Consider the following 23,521-nt stretch of genomic DNA (forward strand, 5'->3'; position numbering starts at 1 on the left):
GTATCTCCGCCGACGCTGCAAACCATTGGCGCGAACAGCGCCCCACGTTAAGCCGCAATCACACGCGATTGCTTTGAGCATAACGCCACGATGATGCGACAGAGCGCAACGTCGGCGAACATGACGGATTAGATACAAGGAACGCGACATGCTGTTTCTCGACAGCGTAACCATGAAAGAGACCCCGGACGGAAGAGACGACTATCCCTTCTCCGTTCCGGCGCTGCGCCATCTGGAACGCCTCGAATTCAAGACGCCGATCACCTTTTTTGCCGGCAATAACGGCTCTGGCAAATCGACGCTGCTGGAAGGGCTGGCGGCGGGAATGACGGCCTATGCCATCGGCAATCACGGCCAGGTTGCCGGCGACCTCTACCTTCAGCATGCCGAGACCGTGGCGAAGTCCTTCTATTTCGCCCGCAAGAAATATCCGAAAATCCGCATGTTCATGCGCGCGGAAGACGTGCTTGGTTATATCCGCCGGCAGAACGAGAACGCGCTGGACGATTTTCGCTGGGAGCGGGAAAAGGCGCTCAAGAAGGGTGAAGACTTTCCGGAAGAAACCCCGGATACGTTTCCCAGGATCGTCAGGAACAATGTCATCGACCGGCGTTCGCATGGCGAAGGATTTCTCGATATCATGCAACAGCGGCTGCATGGCGCCGGCCTCTATTTTCTCGACGAACCGGAAAGCCCGCTTTCGCCGCAAAAGCAACTCGAGCTGGCAGCCCTTATCCGCGACGCCGCCGATAGTGGCGGGCAATTGATCATCGCCACCCATTCGCCGGTGCTTTTGGCCATTCCCGAGGCGACCATATATCATTTCGACGCGGACGGCATCACCGAGCGCCTCTATGACGAGCTGGAAAACATCAGTTTCCTGCGCCGCTTTCTTGATCGCCCTTCGAAATACCTGAGCGATTGAACGTCGATTAGGCTTGAAATCGCGCCGCGCTTGCCGCATGCCCATAAGTAATACGTAATTTAGAAAAGAAGCAGCCTTATGTCTCCCACCACCACACCGGCGGCAGCCCGGCCCCTCAACGGTCAGGATTACAGAACTCTTGGCCTTTCGGCCCTCGGCGGCGCGCTGGAATTTTACGATTTCATCATTTTCGTATTTTTCGCCACCGTCATCGGCCATCTGTTCTTCCCGCCGGAAATGCCGGACTGGCTGGTGATGATCCAGACCTTCGGCATCTTCGCCGCCGGTTACCTGGTGCGGCCGCTGGGCGGCATCGTGCTGGCGCATTATGGCGACCGTTACGGCCGCAAGCGGGTTTTCGCCTTCTCCATCCTGCTGATGGCGCTTTCCACGCTGGGCATGGCGCTTATGCCGACCTATGCCACCATCGGCGTGGCCGCCCCCATCCTGCTCATCATCCTGCGCATGCTGCAGGGCGCGGCCATTGGCGGTGAAGTGCCGGGCGCATGGACCTTCGTTGCCGAACATGTCCCCTTCCGTCGCGTCGGGCTCGCCTGCGGCTTCCTCACATCGGGCCTTTCCTTCGGTATCATGCTGGGATCGCTGATCGCCTTCGCCATCAACTCGCTTTTTACACCGGAGGACGTGGCCGGTTACGCCTGGCGCATTCCCTTCCTGCTCGGCGGCATTTTCGGCCTCATCGCTGTCTATCTGCGCCGCTGGCTGGAAGAAACGCCGATCTTCACCGAGATGAAGAAGTCGAAATCGCTGACGGACAAGCTGCCGCTCGGGCTGGTGCTGAAGCACCATATGCGCGGCGTGGTCATTTCCGCCCTGCTGACCTGGGTTCTCTCGGCCGCCATCGTCGTCACGACGCTGATGACGGCCACCTTCCTGCAGAAGCTTTACGGTTATACCCCGACGCAGGCGCTGGCCGGCACCAGCTTCGGCACGCTGTTCCTGATCTTCGGCGTCATCATCGCCGGCGCGCTGATCGACCGCGTCGGCTCCGGCATCTTCTTCATGGGGGCGAGCATCTTCTTCGGCCTCGCCACCTTCACCTTCTACAGCTATGCCGGCACATCGCTTCAAACCATGTTCGTGCTTTACGGCGTCATGGGCCTATCGGTCGGCATGGCGGGGGCCGTACCCTATGTCATGGTGCGCGCCTTCCCGGCCTCGGTGCGCTTCTCCGGCCTCTCCTTCGCCTATAACGTCTCCTATGCCGTCTTCGGCGGGCTGACGCCGATTGGCGTGACGACCGCACTTGCCATCAACCCCATGGCCCATGCCTGGTATCTAGTCTTCATCGCCGTCCTCGCCTTCTGCATTGGCCTTTACCTCTATCTGCGCGGCAGCGAAGTGGAGAGCCATGTCGGCATCGAGGAACTGGCGGCGTTACGGTCTTAAACAACCCAATGAATGCAAAAAGCGCGGGCAAGACCCGCGCTTTTTTTATTGAATGGCAGCACACCGGAACATCAGGCAGCGCTGTCGATTTCCTCAGCACCATTCGTCGGCACGTAGTTGAGGACAGGGCCGAGCCAGCGCTCCACCTCTTCCACCGGCATGTCCTTACGACGCGCATAATCGAGAACCTGATCGCGCTCCACCTTGGCGACACCGAAATAATAGCTCTCGGGATGGCCGATATAGATGCCGGAGACGGAGGAGCCCGGCCACATGGCATAGCTTTCCGTCAATTCCACGCCCGCCGCATTGGTGGCATCGAGCAGGGCGAACAGCGTCTTCTTTTCGGTATGATCGGGCTGGGCCGGATAGCCGGGTGCCGGGCGAATGCCAGCATAGGCCTCGCCAATCAGCTCTTCGCCGGCAAGAGCCTCGTCCGGTGCATAACCCCAGAACTCCTTGCGCACCCGCTCATGCATGCGCTCGGCAAAGGCTTCCGCAAAACGGTCGGCCAGCGCCTTGACGAGAATGGACGAATAATCGTCATTGGCCCGCTCGAAGCGCTCGGCAATCGCCACTTCCTCGATGCCCGCCGTTACCACGAAACCGCCGACATAATCGGCAACGCCGCTATCGACAGGTGCGACGAAATCCGACAGCGCCACATTGGGGCGACCGTCGCGCTTGGAAAGCTGCTGGCGCAGCGTGAAGAAAGTCGCCAGCTCTTCCTTACGGTTTTCATCCGTGAACAGCCGGATATCGTCACCCACGGCGTTTGCCGGCCAGAAGCCGATCACCGCGCGCGGCCGGAACCAGTTTTCCTCGATGATCTTCTTCAGCATCGCCTGCGCATCGCTGTAAAGCTGCCGCGCCGCCTCGCCCTGCTTTTCGTCATCGAGAATGACCGGGAAACGACCCTTTAGCTCCCAGGTCTGGAAGAACGGCGTCCAGTCTATGTAACGGGAAAGCTCTTCAAGATCGTAAGTCTCGAACACCCTGGTGCCGAAGAATTGCGGTTTGACGGCGCTATAGGCCGACCAGTCGATCTTATGCGCATTCTCGCGGGCGCGGGAAAGCGGCAGGCGCTGCTTCTCGCGCTCATTGCGTGCGTGCGCCTCCGCCACCTTGGCATATTCGCTGCGGATACCGTCGATATAAGCGGGCTTCTGCTCGGCGGAGAGAAGGGCCGACACGACGCCCACCGCACGCGAGGCGTCGGTGACATAGATTGCCTGCCCCGCCTCGTAACGCGGATGGATTTTCACCGCCGTATGCACACGGCTCGTCGTTGCGCCACCGATCAGCAGCGGGATGTCGAAACCCTGCCGCTCCATTTCGGCCGCCACATGCACCATCTCGTCCAGCGACGGGGTGATGAGGCCGGAAAGGCCGATCACATCGACCTTTTCGGCAATCGCCGTTTCGAGGATTTTCGTCGTCGGCACCATGACGCCGAGATCGATGATCTCGTAATTGTTGCAGGCGAGAACGACACCGACAATGTTCTTGCCGATATCGTGCACATCGCCCTTCACGGTGGCCATCAGCACCTTGCCGGCGGCACTGCGCTCGGAGCCGCCATTCAGGCGCTTTTCCTCTTCCATGTAAGGCAAAAGCACGGCAACCGCCTGCTTCATCACGCGGGCGGATTTCACCACCTGCGGCAGGAACATCTTGCCGGAACCGAAGAGATCGCCGACCACATTCATGCCGGCCATCAGCGGCCCTTCGATGACGTGCAACGGGCGCTCCGCCTTCTGGCGCGCCTCTTCCGTATCGGCTTCGATATATTCGGTAATGCCGTTGACCAGCGCATGTTCCAGCCGCTTCTCGACGGGCAGTTCGCGCCAGGAAAGGTCCTGCACCTTCGTATCCTTGGCGCCCGTGCCACGGAAGCGCTCCGCGACCTCCAGCAACCGTTCCGTCGCGTCGTCGCGGCGGTTCAGCACCACGTCCTCGCAGGCCTCACGCAGTTCCGGATCGATATTGTCGTAAACCGCAAGCTGCCCGGCATTGACGATGCCCATATCCATGCCGACCTGAATGGCATGGTAGAGGAACACGGCATGCATCGCCTCACGCACCGGCTCATTGCCGCGGAAGGAGAAGGACAGGTTGGAGACGCCGCCGGAAATATGCGTCAGCGGCATGGTTTCGCGGATGGTTTTGGTGGCCTGAATGAAATCCACGCCGTAATTATTGTGCTCCTCGATACCCGTCGCGACGGCAAAGACGTTGGGGTCGAAGATGATGTCTTCCGGTGACAGGCCAGCCTTTTCGGTCAAGAGCTTGTAGGCGCGCGAGCAGATCTCGACCTTGCGCTCATAGGTATCGGCCTGCCCGACCTCATCGAAGGCCATGACCACGACCGCCGCACCGTAATTATGGACGAGCCGCGCCTGCTGTAGAAACTTCTCCTCGCCTTCCTTCAGCGAAATCGAATTGACGATCGATTTGCCCTGAACGCATTTCAGGCCGGCCTCGATGATCTCGAACTTGGATGAGTCGATCATCACAGGCACGCGGGCAATGTCAGGTTCGGCGGCGATGAGGTTCAGAAACTCCACCATCGCCTTTTCGGAATCGATCAGACCCTCATCCATGTTGATGTCGATGATCTGCGCACCGTTTTCCACCTGGTCGCGGGCAACAGCCAGCGCCGCCGTATAATCACCGGCGGTGATGAGCTTGCGGAAACGGGCCGAGCCAGTGACGTTGGTGCGTTCGCCGACATTGACGAAGGGAATGTCCTTGGTCAGCACGAAAGGCTCGAGGCCCGAAAGCGACATGAACGGCTTGTGCTCAGGAATTTCGCGCGGCTTGTAGCCTTTGACAGCCTCTGCAATCGCCCGGATATGCTCCGGCGTCGAACCGCAGCAGCCGCCGACGATATTGACGAGACCGTCACGAACGAAGCCCTCGACCTGACGCGCCATCATCTCAGGCGTTTCGTCGTATTGGCCGAATTCATTCGGCAGGCCGGCATTCGGATAGGCGCAGACGAAGGTATCGGCCACGTCAGACAATTCCTGCAGATGCGGACGCATGGCGTCGGCACCCAGCGCGCAGTTCAGGCCGATGGTGAAGGGATTGGCGTGTCGCACCGAGTTCCAGAACGCCGAAGGCGTCTGGCCGGAAAGCGTGCGGCCGGAAAGGTCGGTGATCGTGCCCGAGATCATCACCGGCAGGCGGATGCCCTTGGCCTCGAAACGCTCCTCGCAGGCGAAGATCGCGGCCTTGGCGTTCAGCGTATCGAAGATCGTCTCGATCAGAATGATATCTGCACCGCCGTCGATCAGGCCATCGATCTGCTCGCCATAGGCGATACGCAGATCGTCGAAGCTGACGGCGCGAAAGCCGGGATTGTTGACGTCAGGCGAAATCGAGGCCGTGCGGTTGGTCGGGCCGATGGCGCCTGCCACGAAACGGCGGCGGCCATCTTCCCGCTCGGCGCGCTGGGCGGCACGGCGGACAATCGCGGCACCCTCGCGGTTGAGGTCGTAGACGGCATTTTCCATCTCGTAATCGGCCTGCGCGATGCGCGTCGACGAAAACGTATTGGTTTCGAGAATATCCGCACCCGCCATGGCGTAACGGTAATGGATGTCCTCGATGGCATCCGGCTGGGTCAGGATCAGAAGGTCGTTATTGCCCTTCTGGTGACAGACGCAGCCGATAAAACGATCGCCACGAAAATGGTCTTCGTCAAAACCCAGCCCCTGGATCTGCGTGCCCATGGCACCATCGAGAATGAGGATGCGTTCGCTGGCGGCATCGCGCAGCGCCTTGAAAATTTCCGCGCCGTCGCGCTTTGCCCCTTCAGGGCCAAACAGGTCGTCAAACACGGGCACACTCCTCATTTCGATTTGCAAGATCGCAAGCCGTCAAGTCACATAAAGATATGTTTATGTCAATATATCTTCAAGGGACAGGCATGGCTTTGCGCAGTTGCAGCACGTTACGAAATATCGCTGACAGATGACAGGTTTATACGGCAAGGATATAAGCCGAAGCAGCAAACCGCATGGAGGACGAGAATGCCCGAGGACGATCACAACAGCCGCAACTGGAACACTCTGCCCTGGCATCGCCAATGGCTGGTAAAACAGGCCGAGGGACTTTTCGATTTCTTCCAGTATCGTGCCCTAAACCCTGCCGGCGGCTTCTTCGATCTCGATGCCAGGGGCGCGCCGCTGCAGCCGAATGATCCCGTGCGCGGCATTCACGCATCCGCCCGCATGGTCCATTGCTTCTCCATCGGCCACCTGCTTGGCCGCCCGGGCTGCGGCGATATCGTCGACCACGGCATGACCTATCTCTGGAACAGGCACCGCGATGGCGAGCATGGCGGTTATTTCTGGCAGGTGAACGATGCCGGCCCTGTGGACGCCACCAAGCAGGGCTACGGCCATGCCTTCGTGCTTCTGGCCACCTCTTCCGCCAAGACCGTCGGCCACCCGCTGGCCGACAAGATGCTGGCCGATATTACCGAGGTTCTGGAAACCCGCTTCTGGGAAGAAAAACACGGCGCCATCGCCGAGGAATTCCATCGCGACTGGTCGCCCATCGAGAATTACCGCGGCCAGAACTCCAACATGCACCTGACCGAAGCGCTGATGGCGGCCTATGAGGTTACCGGCGACAATAGCTACCTCAGCAAGGCGGAGCGCATCGCCGATCTCGTCATCCGCCGCCGCGCCGGCGAGCTGGATTTCCGCGTGCCGGAGCATTTCGACGAGAACTGGACGCTCGACAAGGATTATCGCGGCAACGAAATGTTCCGCCCCTCCGGCTCCACCCCCGGCCACTGGCTGGAATGGGCGCGCCTCATCCTGCAATTATGGGTGCTGGGGGAGCGCCGCCACGACTGGATGCCGGTGGCCGCAAAATCGCTCTTCGTGCAATCCATGGCGCTCGGCTGGGACCGGGAAAAGGGCGGCTTCTTTTATACGCTCGACTGGAACGACAATCCCGACAAGCGGGCCAAGCTCTGGTGGCCCATGTCCGAGGCGGCGGGCGCTGCCCACTTCCTCAACGAGAACCTGCCGGCGGACAACTTCTATGAAGACAGCTATCGCCGCATCTGGAGCACCATCGCCAACAACTTCATCGACCATGAGAATGGCGGCTGGCACGAGGAATTGACGGAAGATCTGGTTCCCGCCCACACGCTGTTCCCCGGCAAGGGCGATATCTACCACGCGCTGCAGGCCTGCCTCATCCCGCTTTTCCCGGCGACGGGAAGCCTGACGAAGGTGATCAGGGAAAGCGGCGGGGATTATTGAGGCGCGCTGCGGCCAATAGCCCCTCTGCCGTCATGCTCGGGCTTGTCCCGAGCATCTGCAACCTATCCGCTGAACGCAACGTGGTTGGATCCTCGGCACAGGGCCGAGGATGACGCCGCGTATATAGCAATCCTCAAAACCCGATGGTTTCTTCGAAATCGTCCCAGGACTGGTACATTTCATAACGCCCGATACCCGGGATCGGCACATGCCCGTAATAGGGCGAAAGCTGAAATTCTGCGGCCGCCTCGCTCTTGCCGGCCACGGCGGCCACATAGATGGCGGAGGCGAGCCCCGTGCGGTTGGCGCCATGTTCGCAATGGATGAGAACAGGTTTTTCCGCATTGCGCAGCACGGCCGCCAGCGTTTCCGAATCTTCCACCGAGACCTTTTCGCTTGAGCTCAGCGGATAATCGACCAGCCGGATGCCGTTTTTCTTGGCCGCAAGGCTTTCGGCATCATACCAGCCTTCACGCTTTTCATCGCGCAGGTTGATGATCGTCTTGATGCCGTAAGCCTTGGCATAGGCCGCGATGTCCTTGCCGCTCGGCTGGGCCGAACGATAAAGCTCTCCGGGAATGACTTCGTGAAAATTTCCGGTGAGCTGGCCTATGCCCATATGCGCACCCGCCAGAACCGGCAGGGCGACAAGGCCGATGGCGGTTATTTTCAGAAACTTCAGAACAATACGCAAAACATCAACCCGCGACATTCATCGAATGGAGGGGGAGATGGCATCGCAAATGGACGAAAACAAGTCAGCGACTGCCCCAGCCGGTTCCCGTGCGGACGATAGGAGTTCACCGATCCGCCTGAAACCGCTGTGATGCAGGGATTTTCCGACCGCCGCTCACCGGCACGAAAATTTTCAAAATGTCGTGATAACCGGCCGTCGCACGAACCGCTCAGTCGAATTCCGCTGAAATGACGGTGACGCGCCATTCCAGCCGTTGCGGCTCCACCCTTTCATTGTTGCGCATCCGGAACGCCCGGCAGGCCGAGAAAGTCTCCCCGGCCTCGATCCGTCTTTCGCTCACCTGATAGGGATCGAAGGAAACGGAGGCACGGAAGGCCGGTTCGAACCCTTCGAGCGTATAGGTCAGCCGCTGTACGGCGACATTATTGTCGTTGCGGAAGCTGACGCGGATCGGCAATGCCGCATCCGGGCAGGCCGCATCGAATACGGCGCGGGCGACGATATGGTCGAGCCGCTGGTTGCCGCGCCACCAGTCATAAATCACAAAGGCGGCGGTGGCCGTCCAGATCAGCAACAGGCAGATAACGACGGATTTGAGATGCCGCGGAAATGCAATGAGGGTGAGAAGAAGAATGGCGCTGAGAACGGCTCCGACAATCACGTCGCCCCTCCTCCGCTAAAATAAAGCCTCATGCGATCTCTTCCTCCCATGCCCTTTCCGCCCGCAACGATCCCCTCACCGGGAAGTCGCAGGTGTAGTCTCAACCGCAGCTTATGCTGCCGGCAATGCAGCGAAAAACACCGGCACCGCCATAGTCTACCACAACTCTATGGTCGCGCCCTGCGCTGTCAAGACAACCAAGCGTGACGTCGGCCAGCCGCCCTGCCGGACTTTCGACGAAACGGCGAAGGGAACCAAACACGGCCAAAGACGTTCGCCGCATCAGAACAGCATGGCGGGGCGATAAAAAGCCGCGATCCGGGGCAAGTCGGCCAGCAAAGCCGGGAGGACACGAGCGCCTCTTGGAACCGCCGAACCCCGACCCATATTAAAAGCAGCTAATCTATGCTATGGATGTCAGTCAGCTCAGGGAGAAAAACGATGAAAACGCTGATCGTAACGTCACTCCTGGCCCTGTCGGCCAGCACCGCAATGGCCGCGGATGCCGTCTACGAAACGCCCGCACCTCCGGTCGCGCAGGAAACCCTGCCCGTCTTCACCTGGTCTGGCCCCTATCTTGGTATTCAAGGCGGCGCGGGCTGGGCGAATGGCGATTTTTCGGCGGGCGGCCCGGTCGCCTCGGATAATTTCGACGGCGGCATTCTGGGCGCCTTCGTGGGTTACAATTACCAGTTCGACAATAATCTGGTCCTCGGCATCGAAGGCGATGTCGATTATAACTGGAACGACAACGACTATGCGGGCACCGAAATCGGCACCGACTGGCAGGGCTCCGTTCGCGGCCGTGTGGGTTATGCCTTCGACCGTGCCCTGCTCTATGCCACCGCCGGCTGGACCGCGACACGCGGCTTCATCGAAACGCCCGGCGCCGGCAAGGACAGCACCACCTTCAACGGCTATACCGTTGGCGCGGGTCTGGACTATGCCTTCACCGACAATGTGTTCGGCAGGCTGGAATATCGCTACAACGACTATAGCGACAAGGACATCTTCGGCATCAACACCGATGTCGACCAGCACACTGTGAAGGTCGGTCTCGGCGTGAAGTTCTGATCGCGACCAATCGATTTCGACAAAAAAGCCCGGCCAACCGCCGGGCTTTTCCGTTACTGAAAGGCTGAACCGGCTCAAATTCTTACATTCTGACATCAGAAAAATATGAACTGTGCAGAAATGGAATATTCACAGGCCGTTCACCCGTCCCGTGCCATGATCCGGGCATAATGAGCCTCTATCTCCCGAAGCAGGCTTATGGAGTAGCCCCGATGAAAAAGATAATTCTTTCCACTATTGCCGCGCTGGTCGCCACCGGCAGCATTTTTGCATCCTATGGCACCGCTGCCGCGCAGGACTATCCCTATCGCCCCCGCTATGACCGTGGCTACGACCGCGGCGGCCCACCCCCGCCGCCCTACCGCGAACACCGCCGCCACAATGACGGCGCAGCGATTGCCGGCGGCCTCGCCGCAGGCGTCATCGGCGGCCTGATCGGCGGCGCCATCGCCAACAGCAACAACGGCCCGCGCTACTACGAGCCGCCACCGCCGCCTCGCCCCCGCTGCTGGTTCGAAGACCGCCGCGTGCCCAATTCCTATGACGGCGGCTGGCATACGGAAAGTATGCGGGTCTGTAACTGACATTAAAGCTTTCTCGATCCGGCTTGCCCCATCGGCACGCCGGATCGGCTCCGGCGCACTCATTCCGCAGCCGGACTTTGCCATCGGCATAGCAGAGATCACGCCTCAGACGTGACAGAAGAGCGCTCGCGAAGAGTCGCGAAACATCCCAAGCAATTGATCTCGAAAGAAAATGGTGGGCCTGGAGGAACATGAAAGATGCATGTATTCAGGTACTTAGGGTGCTTAAAAACCCTGATACCCGCATATGTGCCCCTATTTCACATACCAACCATATCAAGGGTTAGATCGACTGCTGCTCCAGTTGCACGATCAGCTTTTTGAGTTCGTCCACGGCGGTCATATCATGGGGCTTGCCAAAGACGTGTTTGAACCAGTCATTTTGCTTCTCGATATAATGAATTCGGGCTCGATAATCGGAGAGAGTTTTCGGCGGGAAGAAGCGCATAAACGACTGCCATGCTGTAATCGAAACCTGCACCAGTTCCTGAATGCATCCTTCTAGCAGGTCCGGTACGAGAAACGGCCCCATGTAGGCGTCAGCATTTGGCTCAGGACGCAGCATAGCAAAGCCAGCAAAGGTTGGGTGGCCGCATAAAACACAGAGCCGCTTATAGTGTGCTTCCCGCTTCTTCTCCGTGAAGCCATCGCGCTTATCCAGTTGGTCGCGGATTTTGCCGGGCCGGAACACGCTCTGCCGCCTGTCCTCTGGGGTTGCCTTCCACTCTTGGACCAAACTCGGATCGGTCCTCAGATAATCGAGCAGCCAACCGCTCTCCATGATGAAGCGAATCTGCAGTCCGGACGACTGGTAGTAGCCTCCGAGCAGCAACTTGAATGCCGACGCCATTGAATTGAACACGCTGGCACCGATGAGCGCCACGATCACCTGGTCCTCACTCATTTCGGGCGTATTCGTGCGAACGTATTGCATCATGTCCATGCAGGTTTCGATCATCGAGACGTGCAGCGACATGTCCTCGCTGGCCTCAATAAGCGCGATAGACTTTGCTCGAAGGTCTTCTTCGCCGCTGTGAAGCAGGGTGAGGTTTTCAGGAATGTATCTCATGTAACACCATCATGGCCAGCAACACCCAAGTCAGGCAGCAAGCCGGTATCTTGGGTGTAAATAGAAAATTGAGGGTATCGCGGGACTCGAACCCGCAACGTTTGGGACTCGAATCCCCAACCGCTTGCAGCACTTATTGAAGCGATACTCGACGTGCGAATCGGATGTACGTCGATGAGCTAACTAACTGAAATACATATTTGTTCTCACAGCAATAGCCGAACCAAAGCGCCATTTTATATTAAGCCAAAGTTGTGGTGCGGGCATTTGGGACATTTTTGGCTGGGTATATGGCCGCAAAAGTACCCGCAAAACCGCCCAAAATCACTCTTCTCAAGTGATCTTGACAAAGTTAAGCCATTGATTTTATTTGATAATTTTTAAATGGTGGGCCCGGAGGGACTCGAACCCCCAACCAAGCGGTTATGAGCCGCCGGCTCTAACCATTGAGCTACAGGCCCTTTTCGGAAAAACCAGTCCGAAACACCGGTCTCGCAATGGCTCGAATCCGGTGGGTCACGCTCTAACGTAATTTTTACAGGCCGACAAGCCAATGGTGCTTTCGCAAAGCAGTGCCGCCGTATTAGCTACACAATCTAAGGCAATACCCTTCAAAGGGACTCAATCAACGAGGAAACACCATGAAGACAAAAACGGCCCGCCTTTTCGCACTCACCGCAATGACCGCAGCAGCCATGATGCCGCTCGCCGCACAGGTGTCTGCGCAGGAGGCTACTCCGCGCGAAGCCACCATCAGTGTTTCCGGTGAAGGCCAGTCGGCCATTGCCCCCGACATGGCGATCCTGTCCTTCAGCGTCGTCAAGCAGGCGGAGACCGCGGCTGCGGCGCTGACCGAAAACTCCAAGGCGCTTGCCGATGTTCTGAAGGCGCTGAAAGAGGCCGCCATCGAGGACCGCGACCTGCAGACCAGCAACTTCTCGGTGCAGCCGCTCTACAAGCACTATGAACCCAAGGATGGCGTCTATGTCGCGCCCGAGATCACCGGTTATCAGGTGTCCAACGGCCTGACCGTACGGGTGCGCGACCTGAAAAAGCTCGGCGCGATCCTCGATACATCCGTCAAGCTCGGCATCAACCAGGGCGGCGACATCACTTTCACCAATGACAAGCCCGAAGCGACGGTGACCGAGGCCCGCAAGCTGGCCGTTGCCGATGCGCTGGCCAAGGCGAAGACGCTGACGGAAGCGGCGGGCGTGAAGCTTGGCCGGGTCATTCAGATCAGCGAAAACTCGCAGCGCCCGATGCCGATACCGGCGGGCATGATGCGCGCTTCGATGGCGAAGGAAGCCGACAGCGTTCCGATCGCTTCTGGCGAGAACAGCTATAGCGTGGTGGTTAACGTCACCTTCGCTCTCGAGCAATAAGATCGACGGCGGGCGGCGCTTCGGCGCCGCTCCTGCTCCGTCTTGCGCTCAGCTATTCACATAACCCAAAATAAAATGCCCCTCGCCTGCCTTTCCGGACAAGCGAGGGGCATTTTTGATCCATCTGCCGTACGGGGATATCGGCAGATCGATAAGGTCGCCGCTGTTAGCGGCGGATTACATATTAGCGGCGGATGACGGGGCAGCCGCGCTCATTGGCGAAGACGACGCGGTCACGGCCGTAACGGTTGAAGCCAGCCACCACGACACGGCGCGGCGATACATCAACCACGCGGGCGCGGCGAAGACCCATGCGGCCTGCCTTTTCTTCCGCCAGCCAGGGCGAGCAGCCACGGCGCGGGCGATCCGGGCGACCCCAGCCGGGACGATGGCCATAGCCATCCTGAACCTGAACTCTGAACTGAACATCCGAGCCCGCGGAAGCCGCCGGCGCAGTAAAGGAAATTCCACCGAGGGCGATGAGGGCAGCCAGGCCGGCTTTTGCGAAGGTGCTGAACATGAACTCACTCCGTTTGTTGCTTTGCCGACAGGGGAACATCCCCCGGCGATTGACGAGACCCTAGACTCGCCCGCCTGAATATCAGCAGAACCGAATGTTCAGCAGGCGTTCAGGGAGGTTAACGCGGAACGCCTCGATCCGGATCCGGATATCACGGCGAGATATGCAGCACGATTTCGCGCCGATGCGGCTCATCGCGGTGTTCGAAAAGATAAAGGCCCTGCCAGGTGCCGAGCACGAGCCTGCCGTCGCTGATCGGCACGCCGATGGAAACCGTGGTGAGCGCCGATTTGATATGGGCGGGCATATCGTCGGGGCCTTCGAGCGTGTGGATGATCCAGCGCATGGAAGGATCGTCGGAGGGCGGCACGAGACGGGAGAAAAACACCGTGAGATCGCGCCGCACGTCGGGATCGGCATTTTCCTGGATAAGCAGCGAGCAGGATGTGTGCCGGACGAAGATCGTCAGCAGGCCTTCTTCCAAGCCGGCGTGGCTGACGAATACCTTGGCCTCGGATGTGAATTCGTAAAGACCCTGCCCCCGGGTGGCGACGATCATTTTTCTCTGCGGCACATTTTTTCCTTCAACGGGTTGGAACAAAATCGGCGCTGCCAACGTTTCAGCATGTCAAATTGTATCCAATGACGTAATGGATACGATAATTGCGTGACGACGGCCTATAAGAGCAGAACGGAAAACCGGCGTCACAGTTGCAAAAAACGGGGAAGGGTTGGCACTATTAGAATGAATTATTCAAGCTTACCCGTTCCTCGACGAACACAATACTCCCCGTACAAGACAGGCACAGGGTGCGAAAGACTTATTCATGGCCCCCAGTGACTATCATGTCGACCTGACCAATTGCGACCGCGAACCCATCCACATCCCAGGCTATATTCAACCGCATGGCTGCCTCATCGCCTGCGATAACGCCATGCGCATGGTGCTGCGGCATTCTGAAAACTGCCGCGAACTGCTGGGCGTCCAAGGCGATATCAATGGCAGGACCGCCGAGGAAGTGCTCGGCAAAAAGCTCGTCCACGATCTTCGCAATGCGCTCACCGTCACCGGCAGAACCACACGTCCCGCCATGCTGCCCGCCATGGAAATGAGCGACGGCCGCAGCTTCGATATTTCCCTGCACCGCTACAAATCCACCACGATCATCGAATTCGAACCCTCCCGCAGCGAAACGCAGCCGCTGGGCACCGCGCGCAAGATGGTGGACCGCATCCGCGAGGCGGACAGCGTCGAAAGCCTGATCTCCAGAACGACGCGGCTGATAAAGGCGACGCTCGGTTACGACCGGGTGATGATCTATCGTTTCGAGGAAGACGGCGCCGGCAAGGTCGTGTCGGAAGCCAAGCAGCCGGAGCTGGAAAGCTTTCTCGGTCAATATTTCCCCGCCAGCGACATACCCCAGCAGGCCCGCGCGCTCTATCTCAAGAACACGTTGCGCATCATCTCCGATGCGAGCGGCGCCCGGGTTTTCGTCCTGCCGGCGCTCGACGCATCGGGCGAACCTCTCGATATGTCCTTTGCGCATCTGCGCAGCGTCTCGCCCATCCATTGCGAATATCTTCGCAACATGGGTGTTGCGGCTTCCATGTCGATTTCGGTGATTGTCGACGGTGCGCTGTGGGGCCTGATCGCCTGCCATCATTATTCCCCGCGCGTGCTGACGATGCCCGTCCGGATCGCCGCTGAAATGTTCGGAGAGTTTTTCTCCATGCATTTGCAGGTTCTGAAACAAAAGCGCAGGCTCGATACCGTCAACCATGCCCATGCCGCGCTTGACCGCTTTCTTCGGCTTGCCGCCCATCACGCCAACATCGAAGAACTGCTGATCGACAGCTTTCAGGATTTTGCCGATCTGATGCCCTGCGATGGCGTCGGCCTGTGGGTAGGAAACAACTGGCACGGCCATGGCGCAACGCCGCCACATGACGCCATTCCAAGGCTGGCGCGATTCGTCGCCTCGGCGTCGGAAGGCAAGGTCTGGGCGACGCACGCGCTGTCGCAGGCCATACCGGAGGCGGAAATCTATGCCGGCACGGCAGCCGGAATGCTCGCCATTCCGCTGTCGCAGGTGAAAAACGACTACCTGCTGTTTTTCCGCAAGGAGATCGTGCAAAACCTGAACTGGGCCGGCAATCCGGAAAAATCCTACGAGACCGGCCCGATGGGCGACCGCCTCACCCCGCGCAAGAGTTTTGCGATCTGGAAAGAGACGGTCCGCCTGCAGGCGCAGCCCTGGTCGGAAGCCGACCGGGAAATCGCGGAAGCGGCGAGAATTGCGCTGGTCGAGGTCGCATTCCATCACAGCGAACTGATGGCGGGCGAAAGAGAGCGCGCGGAAGTGCGCCAGCGCATGCTGAACGAGGAACTCAACCACCGCGTCAAGAATGTTCTCGCCATCATCAAATCGCTGGTCGGTAATCCCTCGCAAGAGGGCAAGACCCTGCAGGAATATGTGACCGCCCTGAAGGGCCGCATTCAGGCATTGTCCTTTGCCCATGACCAGATCATTCGCGGTGAAGGCGGCGGCGCGCTTCGCGATCTTCTGGATGCCGAACTGTCGCCGCATCGCTCGCCGGAAACCGTTGTGAAACTGACCGGCCCGCAGGTGACGCTCGATTCGCGCGCTTTTTCCGTCATGGCTCTTGTTCTGCATGAGCTGGCGACGAACGCCGCCAAATACGGCGCGCTTTCGCAAAATGGCGGGCAATTGCATGTGCGCTGGACTATCAACGAGAACCGCGATTGCGAGATTGAGTGGCGCGAAATCCTGCCCACCAAACTGCCCCCGCCATCGCGCGCGGGCTTCGGCACGGCGCTCATCAGCCGCAGCATCCCATACGATCTCGGCGGACGCAGCACGATACGCTATTTGCCTGACGGGCTGGAGGCGGAAATTCTCCTGCCCTCCCGTCACGTTTCCTCGGCCACGGCAATCGCCGACACGCAAACCGAAGATGAAACCGCGCCGCAGCCCAGACGCTATAACCGGGAGGAGCCGTTGAAAGTATTACTCGTTGAAGACCAGATGCTGATCGCCATGGATGTCGAGAATATGCTGGAAGACAACGGCATCAAGGCAATCGAAACGGCAACCTCGTCGGCAATGGCCATTGAAAAGCTGAAGACCTATGTGCCGGATGTGGCCATTCTCGACATCAATCTCGGCTCCGATACATCGATCCCTGTCGCCCGGGAACTCCACCGCCGTGGCGTCCCCTTCCTCTTCGCCACCGGTTATGCGGATGGCAGCATGGTGCCGGATGAATTCGGCACCGTGCCGGTGATCAGGAAGCCCTATGATGAAGATGCGCTAATGGCGGGCATTGGGTTGCTGGTGGGGGACACGGAGCGGGTGTAAGAGACTTATGTGAACGAGGCTTCCTGATTGAGAAAACCCGCCCTCACTGAAACCTCGTAAAGCCCCGCTTTTTCGCGTCTTCCGGGCTGACCTCATCTCCGATTTTAAACCGGAATTCCGTCACCGTGTAATTTTCCAGATCGACTTCGCACTGGAACGAGACGTCATGCCAGCCATTGCCCGTGTTGAACGCGCCGCCGGAAGCATCGATCGAATTACCGGAAATCCTGCCGCCCGTGTCCGAATAGGGGATCATGCCTCTGGCGGCAAATCCCGCGCCCTGAATCTGGGCCAGAGCTTCGGTGCTGCAAAGCTGAACGACGCGGCGACGCGGTGGCAGATCGCCAAACATCTGGCGTCTCTGGGCCGGTGACAGCATGGCCGAAGACAGGAGGTTTTTAGCCGCCGGAAGTTTCGCGGGCTTCTTTTCCGTCACTTCCGCCGGCTTTTCCTCAGTCGGCTTGGCCTGCGGCACCGGTGGCTGATCGGGCTGCGCTTCTTCCGTCACGGGTGAAACCGCGATCTCCCCCTGTGCGGCGGAAGCCTGAAGATCGCTGTTGGCGGCAGGAGCTGCGGGCTTTTCCTCAGCCGTTTTCTCAGGCTGGCTTGCAGGCTCCTCGGAAGGCTCGGTCTTTTCCGCTTCCTCCGTCTTGCCCGGCTTGTCCTCAGGGTCCGCCTGCGTTTCCTCGGGCCTCATGGCAATGGCCGGCAACGTCGCCTGCGGCGGCGGCAAAGGTTTTGCCTCTTCCGCCGGAGGAGCGGGCGGCGGCGGGGGTTGCGGCTTTTCCTCTTTCGCCTTCTCTTCACCCGGCGGCGGGGCCTCTTCCGCCTTTTTCTCCTCGGGCGGAGGCACCAGATCGACGCTGATGCTTTCCGGCTCCTGCGGCTCGGCTATCCGCTCCGGCAGCTCGAAAAAGAAAAGCGCGACGACGGCAAGATGCAGCAGCACGGAGACGGGCACAGCCCATCCTCCCCTCCGCCATTTGCCTGCCGAAATCTGTTGCATCTCATCGAACCAAATCGAACCCGGGCTTATCCAGCAAAAGCGGAATGCCTGTTTTCACACATAAGGCTTGTCGCAGAGTTCGCCAGTGCGGGAAACAAAAAACCCGGCCAGCGCGGACTGACCGGGTTCAATTTTAAAGGAAACAAACAGCTTAGCTGTCGAGGAAGCTCCGGAGCTTTCGCGACCGGCTCGGATGCTTCAGCTTGCGCAGCGCCTTCGCCTCGATCTGGCGGATACGTTCGCGCGTGACCGAGAACTGCTGGCCGACTTCTTCCAGCGTATGGTCGGTGTTCATGCCGATGCCGAAGCGCATGCGCAGAACGCGTTCTTCACGCGGCGTCAGCGAAGCCAGAACGCGGGTTGTCGTCTCGCGCAGGTTCGCCTGAATGGCGGCGTCGATAGGCAGCAGCGCATTCTTGTCCTCGATGAAGTCGCCGAGATGCGAATCCTCTTCATCGCCCACGGGGGTTTCGAGCGAAATCGGCTCTTTGGCGATCTTCAGAACCTTGCGCACCTTTTCAAGCGGCATGGCGAGCTTTTCGGCCAGTTCTTCCGGGGTCGGCTCGCGGCCGATCTCGTGCAGCATCTGGCGCGAGGTGCGAACGATCTTGTTGATCGTCTCGATCATGTGAACCGGAATACGGATCGTGCGGGCCTGGTCGGCAATCGAACGGGTGATCGCCTGCCTGATCCACCAAGTCGCATAGGTCGAGAACTTGTAACCACGGCGATATTCGAACTTATCAACCGCCTTCATCAGGCCGATATTGCCTTCCTGAATGAGGTCGAGGAACTGCAGGCCACGGTTGGTGTATTTTTTCGCAATCGAGATCACGAGACGCAGGTTGGCCTCGACCATCTCCTTCTTGGCGATACGCGCTTCGCGCTCGCCCTTCTGCACCATCGAAACGATGCGGCGGAATTCGGCGATGGAAATGCCGGTTTCCGTGGAGAGGTTCTGGATTTCCTGACGGATTTCGCGGATCGTATTGCTTTCCTCGCGGGCGAATTCCTTCCAGCCGCGGGCGGCCAGATTGGCAATCGACTTCATCCAGTTCGGATCGAGTTCCGCACCGTGATACTGCTCAAGGAAGCTGTCACGCTTGACGCCATAGGATTCGGCAAGGCGCAGCAGACGGCCTTCATTCTGCATCAGACGCTTGGAAATATCGTAGAGCTGCTCGACAAGGCTGTCGATACGGTTCTGGTTCAGCGACAGCGACTTGACGGCCGTGATCAGCTGATCCTTCAATTCCTTGTACCGACGCTCCTGACCGGAAGACAGGGTGCCGGTGCAGGCAAGACGCGCCTCAACCTGCTGATCCTGAAGCTTGCGCAGCTTCTTGTAGGTGTCGGCGATGGTGTCGAGCGTTTCCATGACCTGCGGGCGCAGTTCGGCTTCCATCGCGGCAAGCGAAAGATTGGACTCGTCGTCGTCCTCTTCTTCCTCTTCCGGCGGAAGGCCATCGCCGCCAACATCCGTCACATCCTCGTCGCCTGTCGGCGCACGCAGCTTGCGGGTCTTTTCCTTCTCTTCGGCAGCCTTGCGGTCCGCTTCGATCTTTTCCGGGCTCTGGAACTGCGGAGCCGCCTTGGCTTCCGGACCGGAATAGGTGGTTTCGAGATCGATGATCTCGCGCAGCAGCGTCGTGCCTTCGTTGAGCTCGTCGCGCCAGATGATCAGCGCCTGGAACGTCAGCGGGCTTTCGCACAGGCCGGAAATCATCGTTTCGCGGCCGGCCTCGATGCGCTTGGCGATGGCGATTTCGCCTTCGCGCGACAGAAGCTCCACGGAACCCATTTCGCGCAGATACATGCGCACCGGGTCGTCGGTACGGTCGGTCGGTTCTTTCTTCTTGGCGGTCGCAAGCGCGGTGCCGCTGGAAGGGGCAAGTTCCCCACCCTCGGAATCGTCGCTATCGGAATCGCTGTCGTCGTCGCTGCTGGCGGCTTCCTCGGCGTCCTCGTCCTCGATCACGTTGATGCCCATGTCGGACAGCATCGCCATCGTGTCCTCGATCTGCTCGGAGGTCACCTCTTCAGACGGCAGGACGGAATTCAGCTCGTCCATCGTCACATAGCCGCGCTTCTTGGCGGCCTTGATCATTTTCTTGACCGCGTCATCCGAAAGGTCGAGAAGCGGGCCGTCCGTCGCACCGTCGCGTTCGTTTTCTGCTTCTTCGTTTTCTTTGACTTTGGTTGCCATCTATCTCGTCGCTTTCCCTGACGCTAACACCTGTTCCGCCGCATCGCCGTCCGCCCCTTGAGCATCCGGCGCATTGCCGCGAATCACTGTCAGACACCTAACGGAGTGATCTTTAATTGCCGATTAACCACGGCAGCCTCAGGCAGAATGCAAAGACAGTGCACCCGGAAATGCTTGCTCATGCAATTTCTATCCGCCAAGGCTCATTCCACCTTACTTTTCCTGAAATGGTGATTCCCGCTATTTCCCGCCCCGTCAAGCCTTTGAGGGCGAGACAGCCAAGGAAATTCTTAAAAAGAGCCGCATTTTGCGGGTTATCACCAGACTATCCCCTATTTAGGACGCCTGCCGCAAAAGGCAACCCCAAACACCTTTCAATTCTGCCGACCGCCCTCAGCCATGGCCGACGGCCGGCCCCTTCACCCGGCCGGACATGACCCCGAAACCATCGATGATCGCCTCCTGATTTTCCATACGGCCGATTTCAAGCTGCACTTCGGCCAGCGCCCGCACCAGCAATGTACCGCGTTCGTCATCCGTCGCCTCGGCGATTTCCCGCTCCAGTTCCTTTTTCTGCCAGAGCAGGGATTTCGTCCTCTTATGCAGGGAAAGCGCCTGCACATAGCCTTCGCGCGCATCCTCCATCGCGGCCTCACCGGTCGCCGTCCACAGGCGGGCATTGCGCACCTGCTGGTCCATGGTCTTCAAAAGCGCTTCAAAACCCTGTTGCGACAGGCGCTCGACCAGCCCGGCCCGCGATATCTCCGCCGCATTTTCCGCCGCATAGGTCAGCACCGTCGACCACAGGCGCTGCAAATCACGGCTCTCGTAATCGATGGCGGCGATTTCGTCATATTCCTCGAGCAGCAATTCGGGATGGTTGACGATGGTGATGGCGAGAACGCTTTCCCGGAGCGAAGGCTTTGTCTGATAGCCCCTGACAAGGCCAGACTGCGCCAGCCGGTCTGAAATGCTGCTGGCCGGCGCGGCCATCGCCCCGCCCCGCCCCGGCGCATTGCGCTGGAAGCCGCGTCCCGCGGGCTGCGCGCCGTTGCGGCGGAAATTGCCGTTCTGAGCCCCGCTTTGCTGAAAACGCGGCTGGAAAAAACCGTTCAGCCTGTCGCGCATATCCTGCTGGTAAAACCGGCGCACCGTCTCGTCGCCGATAACGGCCACGATCTGCCGCAACCGGCTTTCAAGCTGCGCGCGTTTTTCCGGCGTATCGAAAGTGACGCCGGAGGTCTCGCGGCTCCAGATCATCGCGGCCAGCGGCTTGGCTTCAGACAGCACCCGGTCGAAAGGCGCGCGCCCCTCCAGCCGCACGAGATCGTCCGGATCCTTGCCATCGGGCAGAAGCGCGAAGCTGACGGAACGGTCCGGCTTGATATGCGGCAGGGCCAGATCCGCCGCACGGTTGGCGGCGCGAATACCGGCGCCATCGCCATCGAAGCAGAGGATCGGCTGCGGCGACATTTTCCAGAGGAGATCGAGCTGGCTTTCCGTCAGCGCGGTGCCGAGCGGTGCGACAGCATTCTCAACGCCCGCCTGATAAAGCGCGATGACATCCATATAACCTTCGACGGCGATGACCGTGCCACCCGCCGCCTGCGAGGCGCGCCGCGCCCGGGCGAAATTGTAGAGAACGTTGCCCTTGTGAAAAAGCTCTGTTTCGTTGGAGTTCAGATATTTGGCCACCGCATCCGCCGCCATGGCGCGGCCGCCGAAAGCGATCACCTTTTCCCGCGACGACAGGATCGGGAACATGATGCGGTCGCGGAACCGGTCGTAGGAGACCGGCACATTCTCATGCACCACCAGCCCGCAGGCCTCCATCTGCTCCTTCGTCACGCCCTTGCTCGCCAGATGCTCTTTCAGCGCATTGCGGCTATCCGGCGCAAAACCGAGCCGGAACGTCTCGATGGTGCGCCCGGTCAACCCGCGATCGCGCAGGTAAGCCCGCGCCCGCGCACCGAGCGCGGTCTGCAACTGGTCCTGAAAGAACAGCGTCGCCATTTCCATGACGTCCTGAAGCGAGGTGCGCTCGCGCTCGCGCTTTTCCGCCTGCGGATCGGGCTGCGGCATGGAAATGCCGGCCATATCGGCAATCTGCTGCACGGCCTCCGGAAAACTCAGGCCCTCAAGCTCGGTCAGAAAGCGGAAGTGATCGCCGGAAACGCCGCAACCGAAACAATGATACCGCCCCTTGCGGTCCTCGCAATGGAAGCTCGGGCTTTTTTCCCCATGGAACGGGCAGCAGGCCCAATAATCCCCGCGCGACGTGTTGGTCTTCTTCTTGTCCCAGGACACACGTCGACCGATCACATCGGAGATGTTCACGCGGTCGCGTATCTCATCGAGGAAAGAGTTGGAAAAGCGCATGGGTTACCTATTCGAGGCCAGTCTTTCATATAAGCGCAGAAAAGCCGCAATACAAAACTGGCAGGTAAATAATACCCACTATTCACAGGCGGCGTTGACATTAATGTATATACAGATGAATATACACAAACGGCGCATGAGTGCTTTTGAACTGGAACCGGTTTCAGGCTGCTCATGGACATTGTGACGAAAGATTTCATTTCCTTTGAATGGGATGAAAACAAGCGGCAGATTAATATTCAGAAGCACGGCATCGACTTTCCACGGGCGGCGCGGGCGCTTTCGCAACCCCATCTGGAAAGTCGCTCCGATCAAAACGGGGAAAGTCGTATTCTGGCGATATGCCCGGATACAGGCGATCTCATCGCCATCATTTATACGATGCGGGGCGAGGTTTGCCGGATCATATCAGCAAGGGCGACGAGGAAAAATGAGCGAAGAACGTATCGTCAGATATTCTCCGGATGAAATCCGCAAAAAGATTGCCAAGGGCGAAGATCGAACCGACTGGGCGCGCGTCGACGCCATGACCGACGAGGACATCGAACGCGCCACACGTGACGACCCGGACTGGGCGGGCTTTGAGGATATCGACTGGTCGAAGGCCGATGTGGTTTTCCCCACAGCCAAACAATCCATTTCCATCCGTGTCGATCAGGACGTCGTGGACTTTTTCAAGTCCACCGGCAAAGGATATCAGACACGTATGAACGCCGTTCTGCGCCATTATGTGCATGAACAGAAAAAGCGGCAGGGTTGAAGACTGCAAATCGCCATTGCGCCCGCTTCGGGCAAATTTATGGCACCGCAACATCACCAAAAATTATGTTTTTGTAATTTGAGCCGGCCGCAGCGGCGATGTAAAAACATCAGCGAAGGCAGCAATTGACCTCCGTATAATCTGCCGACGCCCGCAGGCACGCCCCCCGAAAAAAGCCTG

The 23,521-nt window shown here is 59.0% G+C and carries 18 protein-coding genes and 1 tRNA gene; 9 read left to right on the forward strand and 10 right to left on the reverse strand.

Translation table 11 applies throughout. The annotated features are described in order from the left end of the window. Window positions 1-148: 148 nt before the first annotated feature. Together ACQZ60_RS10600 and ACQZ60_RS10605 are read left to right on the forward strand one after the other, a co-directional pair. Window positions 149-925, forward strand: a complete 777-nt coding sequence (locus tag ACQZ60_RS10600) for an AAA family ATPase (protein ID WP_448735200.1) — start codon at window positions 149-151, stop codon at window positions 923-925. A gap of 78 nt (window positions 926-1,003) precedes the next feature. Further along, a complete protein-coding gene (locus tag ACQZ60_RS10605; protein ID WP_448735201.1) occupies window positions 1,004-2,335 on the forward strand; it encodes an MFS transporter in 1,332 nt (443 codons plus the stop codon). Between the two features lie 71 nt (window positions 2,336-2,406). Here ACQZ60_RS10605 and metH read toward each other — a convergent pair whose 3' ends face one another. Then, window positions 2,407-6,180: a methionine synthase gene (metH, locus tag ACQZ60_RS10610; protein WP_448735202.1), complete on the reverse strand. Its 3,774-nt coding sequence runs from the start codon at window positions 6,178-6,180 to the stop codon at window positions 2,407-2,409. Between the two features lie 192 nt (window positions 6,181-6,372). Between metH and ACQZ60_RS10615 the strand changes: the two genes are divergently transcribed. After that, window positions 6,373-7,620, forward strand: a complete 1,248-nt coding sequence (locus ACQZ60_RS10615) for an AGE family epimerase/isomerase (protein WP_448735203.1) — start codon at window positions 6,373-6,375, stop codon at window positions 7,618-7,620. Window positions 7,621-7,753: 133 nt separating this feature from the next. Here the strand turns inward: ACQZ60_RS10615 and ACQZ60_RS10620 are convergent, their stop codons facing one another. Both ACQZ60_RS10620 and ACQZ60_RS10625 read right to left on the reverse strand, forming a co-directional pair. Beyond that, the gene (locus ACQZ60_RS10620) at window positions 7,754-8,314 is read right to left on the reverse strand and encodes a dual specificity protein phosphatase family protein (protein ID WP_035261022.1); all 561 of its coding nucleotides are present in this window, start codon (window positions 8,312-8,314) and stop codon (window positions 7,754-7,756) included. Between the two features lie 211 nt (window positions 8,315-8,525). Then, window positions 8,526-8,978 (reverse strand): hypothetical protein, encoded by a 453-nt coding sequence (locus ACQZ60_RS10625; protein WP_035261016.1) that lies wholly within the window; start codon window positions 8,976-8,978, stop codon window positions 8,526-8,528. 441 nt (window positions 8,979-9,419) lie between these two features. Here ACQZ60_RS10625 and ACQZ60_RS10630 point away from each other — a divergent pair, with 441 nt between their 5' ends. Continuing rightward, window positions 9,420-10,052, forward strand: coding sequence for an outer membrane protein (locus ACQZ60_RS10630; RefSeq protein WP_035261014.1), 633 nt, complete (start codon window positions 9,420-9,422; stop codon window positions 10,050-10,052). Window positions 10,053-10,264: 212 nt separating this feature from the next. After that, on the forward strand, window positions 10,265-10,636 hold the full coding sequence (locus ACQZ60_RS10635; protein WP_035261012.1) for a hypothetical protein: 372 nt from the start codon (window positions 10,265-10,267) through the stop codon (window positions 10,634-10,636). Between the two features lie 283 nt (window positions 10,637-10,919). Here ACQZ60_RS10635 and ACQZ60_RS10640 read toward each other — a convergent pair whose 3' ends face one another. Then, the gene (locus ACQZ60_RS10640) at window positions 10,920-11,705 is read right to left on the reverse strand and encodes a hypothetical protein (RefSeq protein ID WP_035261010.1); all 786 of its coding nucleotides are present in this window, start codon (window positions 11,703-11,705) and stop codon (window positions 10,920-10,922) included. Between the two features lie 385 nt (window positions 11,706-12,090). Continuing rightward, window positions 12,091-12,166 (reverse strand) — tRNA-Ile (locus ACQZ60_RS10645). 180 nt (window positions 12,167-12,346) lie between these two features. Here ACQZ60_RS10645 and ACQZ60_RS10650 point away from each other — a divergent pair. After that, entirely contained in the window at window positions 12,347-13,090 is a 744-nt protein-coding gene (locus tag ACQZ60_RS10650; protein WP_035261009.1) for an SIMPL domain-containing protein, read from the forward strand. A gap of 184 nt (window positions 13,091-13,274) precedes the next feature. Here ACQZ60_RS10650 and ACQZ60_RS10655 read toward each other — a convergent pair whose 3' ends face one another. Further along, window positions 13,275-13,610 carry a hypothetical protein gene (locus ACQZ60_RS10655; protein WP_035260982.1) on the reverse strand — a complete coding sequence of 112 codons (336 nt, stop codon included), beginning with the start codon at window positions 13,608-13,610 and terminating at the stop codon, window positions 13,275-13,277. Window positions 13,611-13,761: 151 nt separating this feature from the next. Then, window positions 13,762-14,184: a secondary thiamine-phosphate synthase enzyme YjbQ gene (locus ACQZ60_RS10660; RefSeq protein WP_448735204.1), complete on the reverse strand. Its 423-nt coding sequence runs from the start codon at window positions 14,182-14,184 to the stop codon at window positions 13,762-13,764. Window positions 14,185-14,437: 253 nt separating this feature from the next. Here ACQZ60_RS10660 and ACQZ60_RS10665 point away from each other — a divergent pair, with 253 nt between their 5' ends. Then, window positions 14,438-16,990 (forward strand): HWE histidine kinase domain-containing protein, encoded by a 2,553-nt coding sequence (locus tag ACQZ60_RS10665; protein ID WP_035260978.1) that lies wholly within the window; start codon window positions 14,438-14,440, stop codon window positions 16,988-16,990. A gap of 43 nt (window positions 16,991-17,033) precedes the next feature. Here ACQZ60_RS10665 and ACQZ60_RS10670 read toward each other — a convergent pair whose 3' ends face one another. The 3 genes from ACQZ60_RS10670 to dnaG all read right to left on the reverse strand — a co-directional run bounded on the left by ACQZ60_RS10670 (window position 17,034) and on the right by dnaG (window position 22,581). After that, the gene (locus tag ACQZ60_RS10670; protein ID WP_035260976.1) at window positions 17,034-17,951 is read right to left on the reverse strand and encodes a DUF930 domain-containing protein; all 918 of its coding nucleotides are present in this window, start codon (window positions 17,949-17,951) and stop codon (window positions 17,034-17,036) included. Window positions 17,952-18,147: 196 nt separating this feature from the next. Next, window positions 18,148-20,202, reverse strand: coding sequence for an RNA polymerase sigma factor RpoD (gene rpoD / locus ACQZ60_RS10675; protein WP_035260974.1), 2,055 nt, complete (start codon window positions 20,200-20,202; stop codon window positions 18,148-18,150). 393 nt (window positions 20,203-20,595) lie between these two features. Beyond that, the gene (dnaG, locus tag ACQZ60_RS10680) at window positions 20,596-22,581 is read right to left on the reverse strand and encodes a DNA primase (RefSeq protein ID WP_035260972.1); all 1,986 of its coding nucleotides are present in this window, start codon (window positions 22,579-22,581) and stop codon (window positions 20,596-20,598) included. 174 nt (window positions 22,582-22,755) lie between these two features. Here dnaG and ACQZ60_RS10685 point away from each other — a divergent pair, with 174 nt between their 5' ends. Both ACQZ60_RS10685 and ACQZ60_RS10690 read left to right on the forward strand, forming a co-directional pair. Continuing rightward, a complete protein-coding gene (locus ACQZ60_RS10685) occupies window positions 22,756-23,049 on the forward strand; it encodes a BrnT family toxin (RefSeq protein WP_080707245.1) in 294 nt (97 codons plus the stop codon). Beyond that, the gene (locus ACQZ60_RS10690) at window positions 23,012-23,341 is read left to right on the forward strand and encodes a BrnA antitoxin family protein (protein WP_035260970.1); all 330 of its coding nucleotides are present in this window, start codon (window positions 23,012-23,014) and stop codon (window positions 23,339-23,341) included. Before ACQZ60_RS10685 ends, ACQZ60_RS10690 begins: the two co-directional genes overlap by 38 nt. Window positions 23,342-23,521: the final 180 nt, after the last annotated feature.

This window comes from Agrobacterium sp. 22-223-1 (assembly GCF_053522385.1).

Coding starts and splice junctions, on each gene's coding strand:
- ACQZ60_RS10600 (WP_448735200.1), top strand. CDS start 149: ATGCTGTTTCTCGACAGCGTAACCATGAAAGAGACCCCGGACGGAAGA.
- ACQZ60_RS10605 (WP_448735201.1), top strand. CDS start 1,004: ATGTCTCCCACCACCACACCGGCGGCAGCCCGGCCCCTCAACGGTCAG.
- ACQZ60_RS10615 (WP_448735203.1), top strand. CDS start 6,373: ATGCCCGAGGACGATCACAACAGCCGCAACTGGAACACTCTGCCCTGG.
- ACQZ60_RS10630 (WP_035261014.1), top strand. CDS start 9,420: ATGAAAACGCTGATCGTAACGTCACTCCTGGCCCTGTCGGCCAGCACC.
- ACQZ60_RS10635 (WP_035261012.1), top strand. CDS start 10,265: ATGAAAAAGATAATTCTTTCCACTATTGCCGCGCTGGTCGCCACCGGC.
- ACQZ60_RS10640 (WP_035261010.1), bottom strand. CDS start 11,705: ATGAGATACATTCCTGAAAACCTCACCCTGCTTCACAGCGGCGAAGAA.
- ACQZ60_RS10650 (WP_035261009.1), top strand. CDS start 12,347: ATGAAGACAAAAACGGCCCGCCTTTTCGCACTCACCGCAATGACCGCA.
- ACQZ60_RS10655 (WP_035260982.1), bottom strand. CDS start 13,610: ATGTTCAGCACCTTCGCAAAAGCCGGCCTGGCTGCCCTCATCGCCCTC.
- ACQZ60_RS10665 (WP_035260978.1), top strand. CDS start 14,438: ATGGCCCCCAGTGACTATCATGTCGACCTGACCAATTGCGACCGCGAA.
- rpoD (WP_035260974.1), bottom strand. CDS start 20,202: ATGGCAACCAAAGTCAAAGAAAACGAAGAAGCAGAAAACGAACGCGAC.
- dnaG (WP_035260972.1), bottom strand. CDS start 22,581: ATGCGCTTTTCCAACTCTTTCCTCGATGAGATACGCGACCGCGTGAAC.
- ACQZ60_RS10685 (WP_080707245.1), top strand. CDS start 22,756: ATGGACATTGTGACGAAAGATTTCATTTCCTTTGAATGGGATGAAAAC.
- ACQZ60_RS10690 (WP_035260970.1), top strand. CDS start 23,012: ATGAGCGAAGAACGTATCGTCAGATATTCTCCGGATGAAATCCGCAAA.